The organism is Sphingobium sp. HDIP04 (genome assembly GCF_000445085.1).
Classification (GTDB): Bacteria; Pseudomonadota; Alphaproteobacteria; order Sphingomonadales; family Sphingomonadaceae; genus Sphingobium; species Sphingobium indicum.
On the sequence record NZ_ATDO01000105.1, the window covers coordinates 1 to 17,939 of the forward strand.

Here is a 17,939-nt window from a genome sequence, read left to right on the forward strand (position 1 = left end):
TGATGCCGAACCTGCCGGGCGCCGATGCGCCTGCGGCTGCCGCGCCCCAGCCGGGGGAGATCGTCGTCACCGGCCACACCCGCCCGCCGCCGGGCGATCCGCTGGAACGGTTGAACGAAAAGAGCTTCGAGGCCGTGCAGTCGGTCGACAAGGCGGTGGTGGAGCCGGTCGCCAAGGCCTATAACAAGGGCCTGCCCAAGCCCGCGCGCAAGGGATTGCGCAACTTCTTCTCCAACCTGCAGGAGCCGGTGGTCTTCCTTGCCTATATGCTCCAGTTCAAGCCGGGCAAGGCGATGGAGACGGCGGGGCGCTTCACCATCAACACGACGCTGGGGGTGGCGGGCCTGTTCGACGTGGCGAAGCGCAAGCCCTTCTTCCTGCCCTATCGACCCAATGGCCTCGCCAATGTGCTGGGCTATTACGGGGTGGGGCCGGGGCCTTACATGTACCTGCCCATCGTCGGGCCGACGACGCTGCGCGACATCATCGGGGACACGGTGGACAAGCTGATCGTGCCCTTCGCCGTGGGCAAGCCGTTCAACGAGCCCAAATATGTGATCCCCGCGACGATCCTGAACCAGTTGGGCCAGCGCGCCGCCTTCGACGAGACGATCCAGCAGATCCGCAGCGAGGAAAATCCCTACGCCTATTATCGCGAACTCTACCTGAAGCAGCGTAAGGCCGAGATCGAAGCGCTGCACGGCCGCGCCGTGGAGGAGCCGGTGACGCCGGTCTACGGGCCTGGGTTGGGGAAGGCGCCGCTGCCGGAGCCGACCCCAACCCCCTGAAAATTGTCCTGTTTGGGTTGAAGCACGACGTGCTCCTGCGCAAGCAGGAGCCCAGGTCGACCGTCGGAACTGGGTTCCTGCCTGTGCAGGAACACGCTTCCTTCCAAACCGGACAACCCCCGTCATTCCCACCTCCGCGGGAATGACGGGGGTTGTGCGTGTTGGAGGATAGGGCGGGGATCACCGCCCCAACAACCCCCGCGCCTGCCCGGCGATCTCCGCCAGCATCGCGACATTGGGCGTCGCCGCCGCCTTGGCGCGCTGGACCAGGGCGCGGAACTGCTGGATGCGGGCGCCCTTTTCCTTCAGCCATGCCTCGACATGATGGGCGATGTCCTTGCCGGCCCCTTGCGCCAGGAAGTCGAGCCGCACCTGCTGCATGTCGCGCGCCACGCCGGAGATCAGCAGCCGCTCCCACGGGTCGGACGGCGCCATGCGCGCGGCGGTGGATTGGACCCAGTCGATGCCGACCGCTTCGCCCAGATGGGTGAAGGCGCGGGTGAGGGCGACTTCATCCACCGACAGGCGCCCGGCCAGCGCGGCGATGCCGACCGCGCCGTCCAGCTTGAACAGCCCGGCGGCGCGGCGGGTCAGCGCTTCCGGCGCGCCCAGGGCCAGCAGCCGATCGGTCACCGCCGTGACGCGGCGCAGCGCCTCGCTGGTGAGCAGGTCGTCCACCTGCTTCGCCAGCTTGTCCACGCCCTTGGCCAGCGCGCCATGGCCCGCCTGCGGCAACGTGCCGGGCGGCAGGCTGCGGAGGATGTCCGCGATCTGCGCCCGCATGCCGCTGGCGATGTCTCCGAACAGGGCAAGCCGGGCGGCTTCGGACATTTCCGCCGCGTCTATATCCTCCCATAGCCCGCGAATGTCGTACAGCCGCTCCGCGATCAAGAAGGCGCTGGCAAGGTCGGCCAGCGAACAGCCCTCCTCCTCCGCCAGTTCGAACGGATGGATCAGGCCCAGCCGGTTGACGATGCGGTTCGCGACCTTGGTGGCGATGATCTCCTTCTTCAGCGCGTGGGCGGCGATGGCGTCGGCTTCCTTCTTCCGCATCGCGGGCGGGAAGGCCTGGGCCAGTTCGGCGTCCATGCCGGCGTCGGCGGCAAGGTCTCCATGCTCGATGGCGTCCTGCAAGGCGAGCTTGGCGGTGGAAAGCAGCACCGCCAGCTCGGGCCGGGTGAGGCCAAGCCCATCCTGGCCGCGCCGCAGCAACTGGTCGTTGGCCGCAAGGCCCTCGACCTGCCGATCCAGCCGGCCCGACTCCTCGAAGGTCTCGATCAGCCGCACATAGCTTGCCAGTTCCGCCGCGCCGCCAGCCTCCGCGATGGAAAGGCCGAGCGCCTGGAGCCGGTTGTCCTCCAGCACGATGTCGGCCACCGCGTCGGTCATCCCGACCAGCAGCTTGTTGCGGTCTTCGAAGGACAGGCGGCCCTCCGCCATTTCCTTGTTCAGCGCGATCTTGATGTTCACCTCATTGTCCGAACAGTCGACGCCCGCCGAATTGTCGATGAAGTCGGTGTTGATCCGCCCGCCGCGCAGGGAGAAGGCGATGCGCGCCGCCTGGGTGACGCCCAGATTGGCCCCTTCGCCCACCACCTTCACGCGAAGCTGCTCGGCATTGACGCGCAGCCGGTCGTTGGCGGGGTCGCCCACATCGCCATGGCTCTGCGCGGCGGCCTTCACATAGGTGCCGATGCCGCCGAACCAGAGCAGGTCGTTCGGGCTTTTCAGGATCGCGGAGATGAGCGCAGTCGGCTCCATTTCCGTGTCGGCGACACCCAATATCGCCTGCACCTCCGGCGTCAGGGGAATGCTCTTGAGGCTGCGCGGGAAGACGCCGCCGCCCTGGGAGATCAGCGCCTTGTCATAATCGTCCCAGCTTGATCGCGGTAACTGGAACAGCCGGTTGCGTTCCTCCCAGCTTCTCGCCGGATCGGGATCGGGGTCGAGGAAGATGTGACGGTGGTCGAAGGCGGCGACCAGCCTGATCGCCTTGCTCAGCAGCATGCCGTTGCCGAACACGTCGCCCGACATGTCGCCGCAGCCCACGACGCGCACCGGATCGTTCTGCACGTCGACGCCCATTTCCGCGAAGTGGCGCTTCACGCTGATCCACGCGCCCCTGGCGGTGATGCCCATCGCCTTGTGATCGTAACCGTTGGAGCCGCCGCTGGCGAAGGCGTCGCCCAGCCAGAAGTCCCGTTCCAGCGCGATGGCGTTGGCCACGTCGGAAAAGGTCGCCGTGCCCTTGTCGGCGGCGACGACGAAATAGGGGTCGTCGCCGTCATGGATGACGACCTGGGCCGGATGCCTGACCTTACCCTTGACGATATTGTCGGTGACCGACAGCAGGGCGCGGATGAAGATGCGGTAGCTTTCCGTGCCCTCCGCGAACCAGGCGTCGCGGTCGACCTGCGGATTGGGAAGCTGCTTGGGATAGAAGCCGCCCTTGGCGCCGGTCGGCACGATGACGGCATTCTTCACCCGCTGCGCCTTCATCAGGCCCAATATTTCGGTGCGGAAATCGTCCCGCCGGTCGGACCAGCGCAGTCCGCCGCGCGCGACCGGACCGGCGCGCAGGTGGATGCCCTCGACCCGCGGCGAATAGACCCAGATCTCCCGCCAGGGCAATGGCGCGGGCAAGCCGGGAATCCGCGCGCTGTCCAGCTTGAAGGCCAGCGCCTCCTGCGCGGCCTCGCTATAGAAATTGGTGCGCAGCGTCGCGGAGATCACTGCCCGCAGCAGGCGCAGCACGCGATCCTCGTCTATGGCGGTGACCTTCTCCAGCCCCGCCTCGATCTCCCGTTGGGCGGCAGCGGCGCGGGCTGGGCCGTTCCTGGCCTCCGGATCGTGCAGCGCTTCGAACAGCTCGATGAGCTGGCGGGCAATGCCCTGTTCGCGCCGCAGCGTTTCGGCGAAGGTCGCCATGCCATAGGCCATGCCGGTCTGCCGCAAATAGCGGAACAGGGCGCGCAGCAGCACGACCGATCGCTGGTCCAGCCCGGCCGTGACGATCAGTTCGTTGAAGCGGTCGTTTTCCGCCACGCCTTCGGTGACTTGCGCGATCGCCTCCGTGACGATGTTGGCGCGGGCGATCACCGTTTCCGCGTCGCCCCCCGCCGGCAGTTCCAGGACGAAGCGCTGGACATGGCCAAGCGCGCCCCCCTGTCCCCTGGCTTCCACCGCCGTCAGCATCTCGTCGATCACGCGGAAGCCGAAATTCTCGAAGGCGGGGACCACTTCGGACAAGGCGATGGCGTCATGGCTGTAGAGTTTCAGCCGCAGCCGTTCGGGCGCATCCTCAGCATTGCGGTAGATGCGGATCGACTTGTCGCCGGGGGCCGACAGGCTGTGCAGCAGGCGGATGTCGATGGCCGCCTCCGCCGGGCCGGCGCCGTTGCGGTAGCCCATGGGGAAGCCGGGGGCGTAGCGCTGCGCCAGCGTCGCGGCGCGGCCCGCCTCCTCGCTTTCGGCCAGCGCCTCCTCCACGGCGGGCAGCCAGCCGCGCACCATCTGCTTCAACTGCCGGTCGAGCGGTTGCTCGTCGGGCACGATGCCGCCGTCGCGCAGGTCGAGCGTGATGCGCAGCAGGGCGAGGCCGCTTTCCTCCAGCGCGATCGACCAGCTCAGCACCGGGCCGTTGCAGGCCTGGCTCAGCATGTCCTGCACCGCGACGCGGCGCGCCGTGGTCAGTTCCTCGCGCGGCAGCCAGGCGAAGGCGTAGAGATGGCGGGCCAGCGCGCTTGTCCCCAGCACCAGCTTCGGGCGCGGTCGGTCCGTCAGCGACATGAAGGTCAGCACCAGCCGCTCCAGCGTCTCCCGGTCGAAGCCGATGAGGATGTCGTGGGGCAGGGCGGTCAGCGCATGGGTCAGCATCTTGCCCGCATGGCCATGCGGATCGAAATCGAACTTGTCCATCAGCGCCGACAGGGCGGAACGCAGCAGCGGCACCTTGTCCGGCGTCGTCGCCAGCCCCGCGCTGGTCCACATGCCGGCGTGGATGGAAAGCGCCGTCACCTGCTTGCCGTCCCGCACCGGCACGATGATCAGGTCCAGCAGGACCGGGCGATGGACCCGCGAAAGCCGGTTGGACTTGATGATGAGCGGCGTGCGCTTGCCTTCCTCGAACCAGTTGAAGGCCGCATCCATGGTGGCGGGGGCCAGCAGGGGCCGGTCGTGCAGGCCGCAGACGCCGATGCGCGTGGTCGCCTTTCCATCGCGACGGCGCACTTCATGGCCGATCTGGGTGAAGTGGCGGGCCAGGAACCAGCGGAGCAGCGCCGCCCCTTCCTCGTCCGGCACGGCATCGGCGTCGGCGGCCATCGCCTCCCGCATCCTGGGCCAGTCGGCCACGGCGGCGCGGACGTCGGCCAGCGTTTCCTCCAGCGCCTTTTCCAGCGCCCGGCGGGCCTTCGCATCGGCGCGGTCCGCCTCGATATAGATCATCGATTCCCGGCGCGCACCGGCGGTTTCATTGTCCAGGATCGCCTTCAAATGACCGTTGCCGTCGCGGTCGACCGACAGGACGGGATGCAGCAGGCGATGGATGATGATGTCGGCGGCGGCCAGCGCATTGGCGATGGAATCGACCAGAAAGGGCATGTCGTCATTGACGATGGCGATCCGCATGTAGCGCCCCGTCGCCCCTTCGCCCAGCGTTTCCATGGCGATGGCGACATGGCCGGGGCGGCGGGTCGCGGCGGTCCCGGCGATGAAGGCGGCGGCCGTCAGCATCGCCTTCTGGTCGAAGCCTTCGCTTTCGCCGGGAAGCGCCCCCCGCGCCAGCGCGGCTTCCAGCGCCTTGCTTATATTATGGTCAACTTGCCTCGATTCAGCCAATGCCGTCATGCGCCTGCCTCTTGCCGCGGGTTCTTTCCCGCTTCCGTGAACGGAGAAGGCGCTGCAGAACCGCCACGCGACTTCTCAAATCGATGCGGTCCACTATGCGCCACTGCGGCGTGAGGCTCAACCCAGAACGGGAAACAAAGTTACGTCATATTGAAATAATATGATGCAGCGCAACATGGGACGCATGCCCGAAGAGAAGAGATGGAGATCGGAGCATGATGCCGTCCTGTCAATCCGGCACGGCTGTTTCTGCCGACGGAAGGGGCTTGGGGAGCGACCAAGGAGGGTTCCGATCGCTTGGAAATCGCTCTAGCCCGCAGCGGCGATGATGGCCCGCCGGCCGATCTCCGACCCTTCCGGCAAGGCGCCGACGATGGCGAGCGATCCGTCCTTTTCCCGCCGGGCGATGACCACGGCCAGGCCGTCGCCGTCGGTGGCGACCGCGAAGGGATCGAGCGCGGCGGCAGCCTTCATCGCCGCGCGCGCGGTCTGCTGGCGATCGGGCTTGGCCGGGCCGTCGGTGCGGCGCTGGGCCCGTTCGTCGCGGACCAGCGCTTTCAGGCCGCCGTCATAATTGGCGAGATAGTCGCCGAAGCTGCCCAGGGCGATGCCGTTGGCGCGGGCATGGTCCAGCGCTGTGGCATATTCGGTGATGCGCGTCTTGTCGTAGCTGGAACCGAAGACCAGCTTCACCACGGCGGTCATCGGGGCGCGGGCCTGGACCTTGAGGCCGCTATTCTCCAGCAGTTCGGCATATTCATCCGGACGGGCAATCGTGACCAGCGCGAAATCGTAGCTGAGGCCGATGGCGCGATAGAGCGCCGCATGGCTGCGCGCTTCGCTGGTGCGGGCCTGCTCCGCGCTGTCGCGGGCGAGGGCGAGCCAGTCGGCCAGCGGCGCGTCCTCGTCCGGGCTTTCCATGCCGCCAAGGTCGAGCGTGTCGAAATCCTCCACGGCGGGACCGTCGGCCCAGATCGGCGCGACCGGCGGCGCGGCGGGGCTGGAGAGCAGGGCGGCTTCCACCTCCCGGTCGATCTCCGCCGTGACGGCCTGGCTGGCCGCTTCCTTCCAGTTGATGACGCCGAAGACGAAGTCGATCGTCTCGTCATCCGAGGAGAAGGGCATCAATATGCCGCGATACAGGATTTCCGCCCCGCGCTGGTTGACGAATCCGGCTTCGAATCCGATGGGCGCGGCGTTGGCGATGATCTGGAGATAATGGTCGGTCAGCCGCGACAGCAGCGACCGGGCGGGCACGTCGTTGATATACTGGATCTGTCCTTCGATCTCGCATTCCTCGCGCAGCGCGGTGCCGAGATAGACGATGGCGGGATTTTCCAGCCCCGTGCTGAAGTCGAGCAGGACGCTGAACGGCCCGAAATCCTCCAGATCCTGAGGGACCAGATCCTCGATGGACGGCAGGCTGCGGTCGCCCAGCAGAGACGCCCAATAATTATAGGCGCGCACCTGCATCCGGCGCTCGTCGGCGCCGACAAGCGGCGGCGTTTCGATAGCCGCGTCGTCGGCCGGACCGAAATCGTCCTCGTCATCGGCGATTTCATGCCCCCGCAGAGTGTCCATCCCATCGGTCCTTGGTTCGGGTAAGATCTTCCTTAAGACTCGACAGTGCCATTGGATGGTAAACATGCCGTAAAGGCGGGATGAAATGATGATCCGAAGCGGTTTGGAGGCGGCGAGGGACGGCAAATCGCATTTGCCCGCTTGTCCTTACCGCCAAGCGCTGTTATCTGCCCGCCCCAACGCCGCTTTAGCTCAGTCGGTAGAGCATCGCATTCGTAATGCGAGGGTCACGTGTTCGAGTCACGTAAGCGGCACCAGAACCTTAGCCTTATCGGCCGGATTTTCCCTCCTGAAAGCGCTTTGAGATGGGTCGGTCGTGGGTTCCCAGTGGGAAGCGCTTTCGGCTTGCGATTCAAGCGGATCGAAGGAAAACTTCGCAACGGACATAGTTAGGGCATTGCTCGATCGGCTTCACCGGGGGCGCCGTCCAAGCGATGGGGGGCGAAAGTTAGGGTTCATTGGATCACAGCGGCTCGCCCAAATTTTCCAAGCGTCCGCAATGCGTATGGCTGCAATTCCAGCAAAGAGCGTGCCCACGCCACCCGCAATGACGGCTATCGCTACAGCGCCTTCCAGCACGTCTCCGTCCTCCAGAAGAAAGTGTCGGGCCAAACAATTTGTTTTGCTTTGCCCTGGATGCTCATTGCGCGGAGTTTTCCACAGGCGTTTGCGACCTAAATCCGGCTTTGTTCAGCACTGCTTCGATGAGATGCCATTCAATGCCGGGTGCATTGACGCTTAAACCCTCATCGGGGTGCTCATTTGGAGTTATCACAGCGACAATCCCGGCTTTGGCCAGCGTCTTGCGAAGGCGTTCAGCCTCCCGATCCCGCATATATTCGGATGGCGTCTTTAATCCCCAGACCTTGCGGATAATCCCCGAAACGGGAAGAAAGATGCCAGGACCAAAATCTTCGGGTGAGGGACCGCCTATGGTTTCAAAAAATTTCCCGCCTTCAAACCCGAACTCAATCCTCCAACTCTCATCAGGACCGAAACCGAGTAGCCAACTGTAGGCATCGCTGTAGCCGGGGGCGAGCAGATCAAACACCAATTCACCGTAAATTTTCGCTACCGTTTCCCGATTAGGCCCAATTTTTTCTGCAACTGCCACTATGGCTTGTATAGGATCATAGTCGTCGCGAATTCCGAGTATATCATCGATGATCTGATCCTCGGTTTCGGCGGGTCTCTTTGCAAGCAGCCAGTCAGAGTACGCTTCACCGTGCAAATTAGTCGGCCGTTCCTCCGATCGATGGTGTTTCGGGATCATCACTGCCGCTCCGGTCCGAAACAGGTTCAGCTTCGTCGCCAAGTGTGCCGCAGTTTGATAGTTGCTCGGATGGATTTCTCGCGCGCTACCTAATTGCGCTGCTTCCTGAAGAAGGCTCGCGAATGAACGCATTATAGAGATATTCAATCCGAAGCGACGCAGTTGACCTAAGATTGCAGCTATGTTGACTTGGACGAAGTCGAACCTCCGATGGCTGCCGCGCCCGCTGCCGCCCTCGGTTGGGACAAGCAGCCCTTCGCGGCTCCAATAGTTGAGCGTCGTATCATCCAACCCAGCAAGATTTCCCACTTGCTGGCGAGTATAGAGAGCGCGAATTGGGTCCATGGCTCGCCTATAAACGCATATGATGCGTCTGTAAACGCAAATCTTGCGTTAAGTTCGAGATTCATTGGATTGAAGCTGCAAAATGTGGGCGAAGTGGCATATTCGATTATCGATGAATGGAATGATGTATCTTCCGGCGGGGCCTGATCAGAAATTCGCATGCTGCTGCGGCGCCGTCAGGTTGTCTTCGCGCCCTAATTTTGCGTTGGCGGTCATTGAGGTATGCTGAAGCACTACCATCCTCAATGAAGTCAAAGGCTTTTATCTGAGCATCCAAAAATGTCTCATAGTCTTTTTTGCCATTAACATTGTTTAGGGAAATACGGAATTTTCCTTCTTCAGTTCGCTTAATCATCAAGAATATATCTTTATGATTAATTGAATTGGCTCCATCTTTGAAGCGAATCAATCTTGAGGAATTTACAAAAATCTTCCTTCGATTAAGCCTATTTATATAATAACGATGCAGATCGCTTGCTTCTGTTGTCTTGGTCAAATGATCGCAACAATCGATGCCTACTTCCATCGAGTCCCAATTAGGATGCGTGATGAGGTGGGTATACCGAAGTTTAGTATCACAATTATCGCATTGGCCGCAAAGGTCGCCAAGGTCATCCTTGCCAATGAACCTCCATCCATCGGTAGGCATTATTATCCCATGCTCTTTAGCGTGGCAGCCTTTGCATAAGACTGTGCATTCCTCGTAGCTATATTCCCAAGGTTTTCTGCCATCGATGTAATGGATATGATGGACCTGTAAAATTACGCCATCTTTTCTGGAGGATAAACAGTGGGAGCATTGCTCTCTATGCAGCTTTATCACCTCCGCAGCGAACGCGCGCCATTCTCTTTTACTGTATAGTTTCATAATGCCTCCAATAGGTTGGCGACATGCGCACCTATTCATAGAAGTATCGGTGATGTTGTTGTTTCGAATAACATAATGATGGAAGGGTGGTTCGAAGGTCAAGGAGGTTGCTGGTCAAAAATTTGAAATAAAGCCGTTGACTCCGCAAACCCGCAGAAATCCGTCGATTTTAATATTATCACTTATTTTCAATTGCTTATTGAAAAGCTATGTTGACGGGCCATTAAGGCTGCAAGGTATTTCTCTTTGCGTGAGTTCTTGCTCGCCAGAAATTAGGGCGCGCAAAATTCGCTATCTTATATGAACAGGCGGGATCAAACGCCTATTGCGAAGCTGCTCTAATCCCGTCAGAAAAGATCTGCCTTCCGTGAAAGCCGGAGGGTGGGGCGTAGGAACCCCAAACCTGTAGGAACTCGGTCGCCAGATTTTGGAGGCCGGGTGGCATGCGCGCATGTCCAGTCGGTTCGCCGATAAAGGCGCATGCGCCTGTGGTTTCCTCAGGTTACTAACATCCGGCTTCGGCCGTCGCTCCGAGAGGTACATAGGACGACGCAAGGTTGAAGCCGAAGGTCGCTCTCCAAGGCGTGAGGGGGCGAGCGGTGAATCATGAACAGCCATAGCGATGCTGCCTGTTCAGCCGTGCCCGTCCGGGTTCGGTTCAATTCCTCATGCTCAAAGGAAACGCACATGGTCGATACTGAGGCCTTGTCGTCAGCCTGTTCGAGAACTGCGCTCAATATATTGGCGGTTTCGCAACCTACTGGGCATAAAGATTGGTGTGCGCGGTCGGCAAAGGGGGTCGTGTTCGATAACTGCGGTTATGTTTCCTGCTCGCTTGCTGGTTGACGGATGGCACGGAATGCGCATATTTATGCGTATGAAAGGAGGCTGCAATGGGCAGGTATGAGCATGAATTTGCTGGGCAGGCCCGTAAGCCGACCAATGTGTCTCTCGATATAGCGCTGGTGGCGGAGGCGAAGAGGCTGGGTCTCAACATTTCGCGTGCATGCGAGGTAGGATTGATCGAGCAGATAGCCAAGGAGCGGGGGCGGCTATGGAGGGTGGAAAACGCTTCTGCGCTGGCAAGCTCAAATGATTACGTTGAGCAGAATGGCTTGCCTTTAACGAGGCACCGCCAATTCTGATGGCGAAATTCGATGTGTACCGCCAGAAGAGTGGCGGTCCCTGTGTGCTCGATTGTCAGGCGGACCTGCTCAGCGATCTGAACACGCGCCTTGTCGTCCCGCTGCTGCCGATTGACCGAGCCCCCAAACCTGCAGCGCGGTTGAATCCGATATTCGAGGTGGAAGGCGTGCGGTTTGTGATGGTTACGCAGTTTGCTGCGAGTGTCCCTATCCGCGAAATAGGAGAAATAGTGCAATCGCTCGGTTCTGAGGCGGACGCGATTGGTGCCGCACTGGACATGCTCATCATCGGTTTTTGAAACTGAGAGCCGGAGTGCGTATCTGATCTTGTTTTGGCATAGAGGCCGATTGGATTGACTTGTTGGAAAATGTTGCTGATATGTTCCCACCGCGATGGCAAATCGGGGTGGCATGATGGAGATATCATCGGAAACGTATCGGCATGCATATGCCATTTGGTTGCGAACCGGAAGTTGGCCGGTTGCGCAACACCACGGCGACATTGAAGTCAAATTCAATCCCTATCACGATCCTAGAAACGGGCAATTCACTTTCGCGCCGGGCGGGTCGCGCTCGCTGAGTCGAGTAATAGTTTCACCTGGTCGGCGAGATGCTACTCGCACGGAGGGTGTGGCGACGGTCGCCGGTAGTCAAGTTGGCGGCGGCTTGAATGTCCTGCCCGCCGAAGGCCGATCCGCGCCGCCCCAAGATATTGTGTATCGGTCAAGCGAAAGTAATGCCGCTATTGTACTTGCATCGTTACCTCGCGTGCCGAGAGTCCCGCGCGAAAGCAATATTCGGGCATTCCAGGATCCTATGACGCTGCAGCAGGCTGTGCCCGGTTTGCAAGGCCAGCCCGGAGGGGCGATTGTCGCGCTTGCCGACAGCCTCTTCGATATTGCTGGTCCTGCACAAGAACTGACCGCCGAGCTGACGCGCGAATGATCGAACCAGTTGATTAACTAAATCCGCGCTGTCGATCCTAATTATCGGTTTGATAGTCTTGGTTTCCCTCAGACATTGCACGGCCAGGTCAACCAATTGGACACGCTGTGCTCGATCAAGCTGTAGCATTTCTAAGAACCGGGAACGAAGTGCGCCCATTGCAGGTCGAAACGCTCCGTTTTGTCCAGGAGAGAGTTGATCAGGCTTATGCGGAGGGTATCAAATTGTTAAGTGCAGGCAGGCTGAATATTCGCCTTTCGGAGCAGGAAGCACTGGGCAATTTTCATGGATCGACGGGTCCGGAGCGATCTGCGTAGGCGTTACCATCAATATGGCATTGATGCGGCCGGGAAAGGGCCAGTGCGCGTGAACAGGAGAGAGAATGACAGTTCCGGCAGTGAGTTGAGTTTTCGGCTTCCCGATATTCGTGTCGGCAATATCGCCTACGATGTTACACTCACGCAAAAGATCTTGCGAACGCCGCAGGTGCGCGGCTTTTTCGATGCTGATTTTCGTCCGACCCATGTGGTCATCATTCGTCTTCGTCAGATCGGGGCCGAGAGTAGCTACATTATCACCCGACCGGAGGCGAAGCGATGAGCGATCCTTTCATTAGCTCTTACCATAATCCTGATCCTTATATTCCTGCATCCCTCAGCGAAATCTATGATCTGCTGGGGTCCATGTTTTTGGGAGCGCCTACCTTCATCGACAAATCGGGGGTATTTCCGGAGCGGAATATCGACAGTGAGTTTCATGCATTGACCGAAGGTGCGCAAAAGGTGCGCAAGAAACTGGGGGAGGAGGATTATGCGCAATTGATCAACCTTGCTGGACAGGCGAAGGCCCTGTTCGCCGACGATCCTAACGATGATAATGGCAAAACCGATCAAGGCCGGAGCCTATTATATGAAATTGAGAAATTGATCCAAGCTGCACGGTCGCATCGCGTGGCGGTCAAGCTGAAGGATGATGAGGGCGAGGTTACTGGCGACTGACGTAAATTTGCGAGCTATCCCGACGGTATGCTGTTGGTCCGGCCTGAAGACAGTCAGGTGCCAATTTTCGACACGACCGCGATTCATGCGGCAGCGGCGATCGAGATAGCCCTGGCTGGCTAACCGGGTGCCATCACCCGAAGCTGGCGGGATGATGCATCGTGACCTGAGGCCATGCTCCCGGAAGCAGACCTATACTCGCTCCTTCTTAGCATTTTTTTCACCATGATAGTTTAGGAGCGATAATCTGGGAGAAGCTGGCGCGTGCTCAAGGCGTTACAGATTGGCTACAAACCTCGGGAGACACGTCATCCGGTGTTGATTCCGGCGCGGATGCGTGTGGGCCAGTCCTGGATCGAAGTGGTCATTCATAATCTGTCCTCCGGTGGCGCACTCGTGGCATCTGACGAAGCCCCTGAGCGCGGCACTTATATAGAGATCCGGCGTGGGCGACAGACGATTATAGGGCGGGTCGTCTGGCGGAAAGATCGCTTTTTCGGGATTCAGGCGCAGGGCAGGCTCGACATCGCTGCCATAATCAATGAACCCCGCCTAGCTTCCCGTCCCCGATCTGCGAATGATCCCGAATCATCCTATGAACGCCGAGCTCAGCCAAGAGCGGACGCAGATGCTCGCATTGCGCGCCAATTGGAGAATAGCCGACGTTGGTCAGCGGCATTCCAATTTGGTGTGTTCGTAGTCCTTGCTCTCATTGCTGCAGGCTTTGCCGCCAACGAACTTTACCACATCCTCTCGCGACCGTTTTCCGAACTGGAAAGTCACCTTTAGGTTTCGTGGACAAAGGGTATCCATAGTTTGACTGAGGCGAGTGCGACGAAGCCGAGATAGGATTCTCCGGTTTTGTCGTAGCGGGTCACGATGCGCCGCCAGTTCTTGCAGCGGCTTGGTCAAGCCATTGGAAGGGAGCAATTCTTGATCCTGTCAGAGTCCATCCCGCGGTTCGCAATCATTGGCAAGGAACGTCCGATAATTGTCCTCAAGTCCGGCAGAACTGTGCTGACCGAACGATCCATTGAATTATTCGTCAGCTTGAATGGGTCGTCGTCGACCCTTCGATCATGTTCCACCATGTGGCTGGCCAGCCAGCCGTTTTAACGCCTCATCTTTGGTCGGAAGCATCCAAGGTCACCCGCGTGGCGGCGGCAGCGGCGGCAGCCCGGTTTTCCACGCCCATCTTCACGAAAATCTGTTCCAGATGCTTGTTCACGGTACGCGCGCTGATGTTGAGAATCTCGCTCGCATCCCGGTTGGACTTGCCGCGCGATATCCATAACAGGACTTCCGCCTCGCGCCTGGTCAGGCCGAAGGCCTCCTGAAGATCGACTATCTCGCCATCCTCGATCGTGCGGGAAAGATGGAACATGGCTTCGCCCGACCCATTTTCGCCCCTTGCGGTAACGGTCAGCCTGCCGCCATCGATCGGAATGACGAGCGAACGCTGGCCGGGGGCGTTCCGGGCGGCAAGGGTCCGCATCGCGCTTTCGACCTGGGCGGTGACGGCTGGCCCCAATTCTTCGAGAAATTGCCGGGTCTGGTCCGTCGCCCATTTGATCCCGCCCGCTTCGTCGGCCACCATGATGCGCCCGCCCGCATGGTCCAGCGCGGCCAACGCCCGGCGCGCGAGCCGGGCATTGCCCAGATGGACGGCGATGCGCGCGACCAGAACCTCCAGCACCAACGGCTTGGTCACATAATCGACCCCGCCCGCCTCCAGCCCGCGCAGGACATCGGCGGTTTCGGTAAGGCCGGTCATGAAGATCACCGGCAGGTGCGCGGTCGCGGGTTCAGCCTTCAGCTGGCGGCAACCGTCGAAGCCGCCCATGCCCGGCATCACGGCGTCCATCAGGACCAGGTCGGCCCCCTCCGCCAGGGCCAGCGCCTCCTCTCCCGACGCGGCCAGGATGGCGTCCCAACCCTCGCCCTCCACCATGCGGCGGAGCATGTCCCGGCTGTCGGGATCGTCATCGACGATCAGGATTTTCGCGGTCATGACGGCTCCGTCCCGTCGACCGTCGCGGCCGGACCGAGCAGCGTCAGCACCCGGTCGCGCATCTCTTCCACATCATAGGGCTTGAGCAGATAGTCGTCATGCGGATCGTCGATCTGGCGCGGGCGCTGAAAGTCGTGGACGTTGGCCGACACCATCAGGATGCCCACATCCTCGTCCTGCTCCTGCCCGCGGATCGCGCGCGCCACGTCCCAGCCGCTCATCCGCGGCATGGCGATGTCCAGCAGGATCAGGTCCGGCCGATGTTCCCGATAGAGGCGAAGGCACTCCGCGCCGTCCTGCGCGAAAACCAGGCGGCAACCCAAGGGCGACAATATCCCGCGCGCCAGATCGAGATGCGCCGGATCGTCGTCCGCCACCAGGATCGTGCGGGGAATGCCTGCGTTCCCTTGCGCGACCGCCGCGCTTTCAGCCTTGCGATCGGCGCCCGGCGCTTCGGAAAAGAACATCTTGACGCGGAAGACGCTGCCCGCGCCGGGCCGGCTTTCCACCGTCACCTGTCCGCCCATGATGTCCGCCAGCAGCCGCGTTATCGTGAGGCCCAGGCCGACGCCGGGCTGGCCCGGCACCGCGTTGATCCGCTCGAACGGTTCGAAGATGCGCTTCAGGTCGTCGGCGGCGATGCCCACGCCGCTATCCTTGATCTCGAACTCCGCCACCGGATTGCGCCAGTGCACGGCGAGGGAGGCGGACCCCTGCGGCGTATATTTGATCGCGTTGGAGATGAGGTTGATCAATATCTGCCGCAGCCGCTTTTCGTCGGAATAGACCCATTGCGGCAGATGGGGGGCGCGGCTGTGGGAGAACTGAATGCCCCGCGCCGCCGCCTGAAGCCGAAACATGTCGCCCAGTTGGTGGAGCAGGTCGTGCAGGTTGACCGGGGCGCGCTGGATGCGGACCGACCCGTTTTCGATCCGCGATACGTCGACCAGCCCGTCGATCAGGTCGGTCAGATGGGTGGCGCTGCGGCGGATCACGCGGACCGCGTCGGCCAGATGCGCCGGATCCTTGTCCAGCAACTGGGCATAGCCGGAAATGGTGTTGAGCGGCGTGCGGATTTCGTGGCTGATGCCGACGATGAAGCGGCTCTTGGCCAGGTTGGCGGCGTCGGCGGCTTCCTTCGCGCGTTGCAGTTCGGCGTCGGTGCGGGCGTGCGCCTCTATCTCATCGACCAGCATGCTGGTCTGCCGGTCGGATTCCTCCTCGGCCGCGCGCTGGCTTTCGCGGCTGAGCACCAGATACCAGGTGGGAAAGATGCCGACGATCAGCATGCCGCCCAGCGTCGTCCACAGGATGCGGGCCACCGTCCGGCCATCGCTGCCCTGCCCGACGGATTGGTAATAGGTGACGGCCAGCACGACCGAAATGATTGTCGCCGTCAGGCCATAGGCGCCCAGGAAGCGGACGATGCGCAGGTAGACGATGTCGTTCAGCGTCCACGGCACGATCCGCCTCATCGCCTGCGCCAATTGGGCGGTCCAGCTTTGCGGCGGCTTGCAGGCGTCATGGCATCGCGCCTCCAGCGTGCAGCAGAGCGAGCAGATATTGCCCTGATAGACCGGGCAATGCGCCATGTCCGAAGGTTCGAAGCTGTTTTCGCAAAGGATGCAGCGATGCTCCTGCGGCGCAAGGATGTCGACCGGGCGGGCGAGATAATAGCGCCCGCCCGTCGCCCAGGCGAGCAGCGGCGCGGCGATGAAGGTTGTGGCGAGGCCGATGATGGGCGACACGGCGCGGGCGTCCTCGCCCAGCATGCCGCTGAAGCTGGCGGTGGAGATGAGGAGGGAGAGGACCATCGCGCCCACGCCCACCGGATTGATGTCGTGCAGATAGGCGCGGCGAAACTCAATGCCCTTGGGCGATAGGCCGAGCGGCTTGTTGACCATCAGGTCGGCGATGACCGCGCCGAACCATGCGACCGCGAAATTGCTGTAGAGCGCCAGCACGCGCTCCACCACATTCTGGATGCCGCCCTGCATCAGCATCAGCGCGATCAGCACGTTGAACACCAGCCACACCGCGCGGCCGGGATGGCGGTGGGTCAGCCGGGAAAAGAAGTTGGAGGAGGCGATCGAGCCTGCATAGGCGTTGGTCACGTTGATCTTGATCTGGCAGATGGCGACGAACAGCCCCGTCAGCATCAGCGCGGCCATGGGCGAATGGAGCAGCGCCCCGAAATTCATGTAATAGAGCATGGTCGGATTGGTGGCGTCGCCCACGCCCATGCCCGCGCCCAGCGCCATGACCGCCAGGAAGGATCCGAACAGGATCTTGATCGCGCCCGGCACGATCCATCCCGGCCCCGTCAGCAACAGCGCCGTCCACCAGCGCCTTTTGCCTGCCTGTTCCCGGTCCGGCAGGAAACGCAGATAATCGACCTGCTCGCCGATCTGGGGCAGCAGAGAGAGGAATACCGCAAGGGCAAGGCCGAAGCGGAGCGACGGCGGCGCGGGGGACGTTCCGGCATAGCCGGTCCATAGCGCCAGCCCATCCTGCCCCTTGCCGATGAAATAGAGCAGCGGAGCGCATTGCAGGATCAGCCAGATCGGTTGGGTCCAGTTCTGCCAGGCGCTGATCCGCGCGAAGCCATAGGCCGATATGGGGATGACGATGAGCGCGCTGATCAGATGGGCGATGGGCAGGGGGATGCCGAAGCACAGTTTGAGCGCCGCCGACAATATCACCGCCTCCAGCGCGAAGAGAATGAAGGTGAAGGAAGCGTAGACCGCCGAGGTGATGGTCGAGCCGAGATAGCCGAAACCCGACCCTCGCGTCAGCAGGTCCATGTCGACATTGTAGCGCGCGCCATAATAGCAGACGGGCAGGCCCGATATCAGGAAGATGATGCCCGCCGTCAGCAGCGCCAGGACCGTGCTGTCGAAGCCGTAGGCGACCGTGACCGTGGCCCCGATCGCTTCGCAGGCGAGGAAGGCGACCGAACCGAGCGCCGTGTTGGCGACCCAGGCGGGCGACCAGCGCCGCGCCTTCCGGGCGGTATAGCGCAGCGCATAATCTTCCAGCGTCTGGTTGTTGACCCACTGGTTATAGATGCGGCGGGTTCCGACCACGCGCTGCCGCTTGGCGACGATGCGGCCCGGAAGGTTGGAAGCGCCGCCCCC

General features: G+C 61.4%; 13 protein-coding genes and 1 tRNA gene. 8 read left to right on the top strand and 6 right to left on the bottom strand.

Annotated elements, in window-relative coordinates:
• A partial coding sequence (locus tag L286_RS38750; protein ID WP_021223639.1) for an MlaA family lipoprotein occupies positions 1-788 on the top strand: 788 nt, incomplete at its 5' end.
• A 180-nt stretch (positions 789-968) separates the two neighbouring features.
• On the opposite strand, the gene L286_RS38755 is transcribed toward L286_RS38750, so the two are convergent.
• Both L286_RS38755 and L286_RS38760 read right to left on the bottom strand, forming a co-directional pair.
• Entirely contained in the window at positions 969-5,636 is a 4,668-nt protein-coding gene (locus L286_RS38755; protein WP_020819136.1) for an NAD-glutamate dehydrogenase, read from the bottom strand.
• A 309-nt stretch (positions 5,637-5,945) separates the two neighbouring features.
• Positions 5,946-7,217, bottom strand: coding sequence for a PAS domain-containing protein (locus L286_RS38760; RefSeq protein ID WP_020819135.1), 1,272 nt, complete (start codon positions 7,215-7,217; stop codon positions 5,946-5,948).
• Positions 7,218-7,398: 181 nt separating this feature from the next.
• On the opposite strand from L286_RS38760, the gene L286_RS38765 reads away from it, so the two are divergent.
• A tRNA-Thr gene (locus L286_RS38765) sits at positions 7,399-7,474 on the top strand.
• A 383-nt stretch (positions 7,475-7,857) separates the two neighbouring features.
• Here the strand turns inward: L286_RS38765 and L286_RS38770 are convergent.
• Together L286_RS38770 and L286_RS48585 are read right to left on the bottom strand one after the other, a co-directional pair.
• Positions 7,858-8,835, bottom strand: coding sequence for a MerR family transcriptional regulator (locus L286_RS38770; protein ID WP_020819134.1), 978 nt, complete (start codon positions 8,833-8,835; stop codon positions 7,858-7,860).
• A gap of 106 nt (positions 8,836-8,941) precedes the next feature.
• Entirely contained in the window at positions 8,942-9,703 is a 762-nt protein-coding gene (locus tag L286_RS48585; protein WP_152522350.1) for a hypothetical protein, read from the bottom strand.
• 893 nt (positions 9,704-10,596) lie between these two features.
• Here L286_RS48585 and L286_RS38780 point away from each other — a divergent pair.
• From L286_RS38780 to L286_RS47985, 6 genes are all read left to right on the top strand, one after another.
• Complete coding sequence (locus L286_RS38780; RefSeq protein WP_007686304.1) at positions 10,597-10,848, top strand: type II toxin-antitoxin system CcdA family antitoxin; 252 nt, start codon at positions 10,597-10,599, stop codon at positions 10,846-10,848.
• The gene (locus L286_RS38785) at positions 10,848-11,147 is read left to right on the top strand and encodes a CcdB family protein (RefSeq protein ID WP_020819132.1); all 300 of its coding nucleotides are present in this window, start codon (positions 10,848-10,850) and stop codon (positions 11,145-11,147) included. Before L286_RS38780 ends, L286_RS38785 begins: the two co-directional genes overlap by 1 nt.
• Positions 11,148-11,478: 331 nt before the next feature.
• Entirely contained in the window at positions 11,479-11,793 is a 315-nt protein-coding gene (locus L286_RS49340; protein ID WP_235181697.1) for a hypothetical protein, read from the top strand.
• Between the two features lie 285 nt (positions 11,794-12,078).
• Positions 12,079-12,393: a hypothetical protein gene (locus L286_RS49345; protein WP_020819130.1), complete on the top strand. Its 315-nt coding sequence runs from the start codon at positions 12,079-12,081 to the stop codon at positions 12,391-12,393.
• Positions 12,390-12,791, top strand: coding sequence for a hypothetical protein (locus tag L286_RS38795; protein ID WP_020819129.1), 402 nt, complete (start codon positions 12,390-12,392; stop codon positions 12,789-12,791). The genes L286_RS49345 and L286_RS38795 overlap by 4 nt, the downstream gene beginning before the upstream one ends.
• A gap of 264 nt (positions 12,792-13,055) precedes the next feature.
• Complete coding sequence (locus tag L286_RS47985) at positions 13,056-13,580, top strand: PilZ domain-containing protein (protein WP_007686313.1); 525 nt, start codon at positions 13,056-13,058, stop codon at positions 13,578-13,580.
• A 331-nt stretch (positions 13,581-13,911) separates the two neighbouring features.
• Here the strand turns inward: L286_RS47985 and L286_RS38805 are convergent, their stop codons facing one another.
• Positions 13,912-14,802 (bottom strand): response regulator, encoded by an 891-nt coding sequence (locus tag L286_RS38805; RefSeq protein ID WP_020819127.1) that lies wholly within the window; start codon positions 14,800-14,802, stop codon positions 13,912-13,914.
• The coding region (locus L286_RS38810) for a hybrid sensor histidine kinase/response regulator (protein WP_021223642.1) at positions 14,799-17,939 on the bottom strand (3,141 nt) is incomplete at its 5' end. The genes L286_RS38810 and L286_RS38805, both read right to left, overlap by 4 nt.

Coding starts and splice junctions, on each gene's coding strand:
- L286_RS38805 (WP_020819127.1), bottom strand. CDS start 14,802: ATGACCGCGAAAATCCTGATCGTCGATGACGATCCCGACAGCCGGGAC.
- L286_RS38755 (WP_020819136.1), bottom strand. CDS start 5,636: ATGACGGCATTGGCTGAATCGAGGCAAGTTGACCATAATATAAGCAAG.
- L286_RS38780 (WP_007686304.1), top strand. CDS start 10,597: ATGGGCAGGTATGAGCATGAATTTGCTGGGCAGGCCCGTAAGCCGACC.
- L286_RS48585 (WP_152522350.1), bottom strand. CDS start 9,703: ATGAAACTATACAGTAAAAGAGAATGGCGCGCGTTCGCTGCGGAGGTG.
- L286_RS38795 (WP_020819129.1), top strand. CDS start 12,390: ATGAGCGATCCTTTCATTAGCTCTTACCATAATCCTGATCCTTATATT.
- L286_RS38785 (WP_020819132.1), top strand. CDS start 10,848: ATGGCGAAATTCGATGTGTACCGCCAGAAGAGTGGCGGTCCCTGTGTG.
- L286_RS38760 (WP_020819135.1), bottom strand. CDS start 7,217: ATGGACACTCTGCGGGGGCATGAAATCGCCGATGACGAGGACGATTTC.
- L286_RS49345 (WP_020819130.1), top strand. CDS start 12,079: ATGGATCGACGGGTCCGGAGCGATCTGCGTAGGCGTTACCATCAATAT.
- L286_RS38770 (WP_020819134.1), bottom strand. CDS start 8,835: ATGGACCCAATTCGCGCTCTCTATACTCGCCAGCAAGTGGGAAATCTT.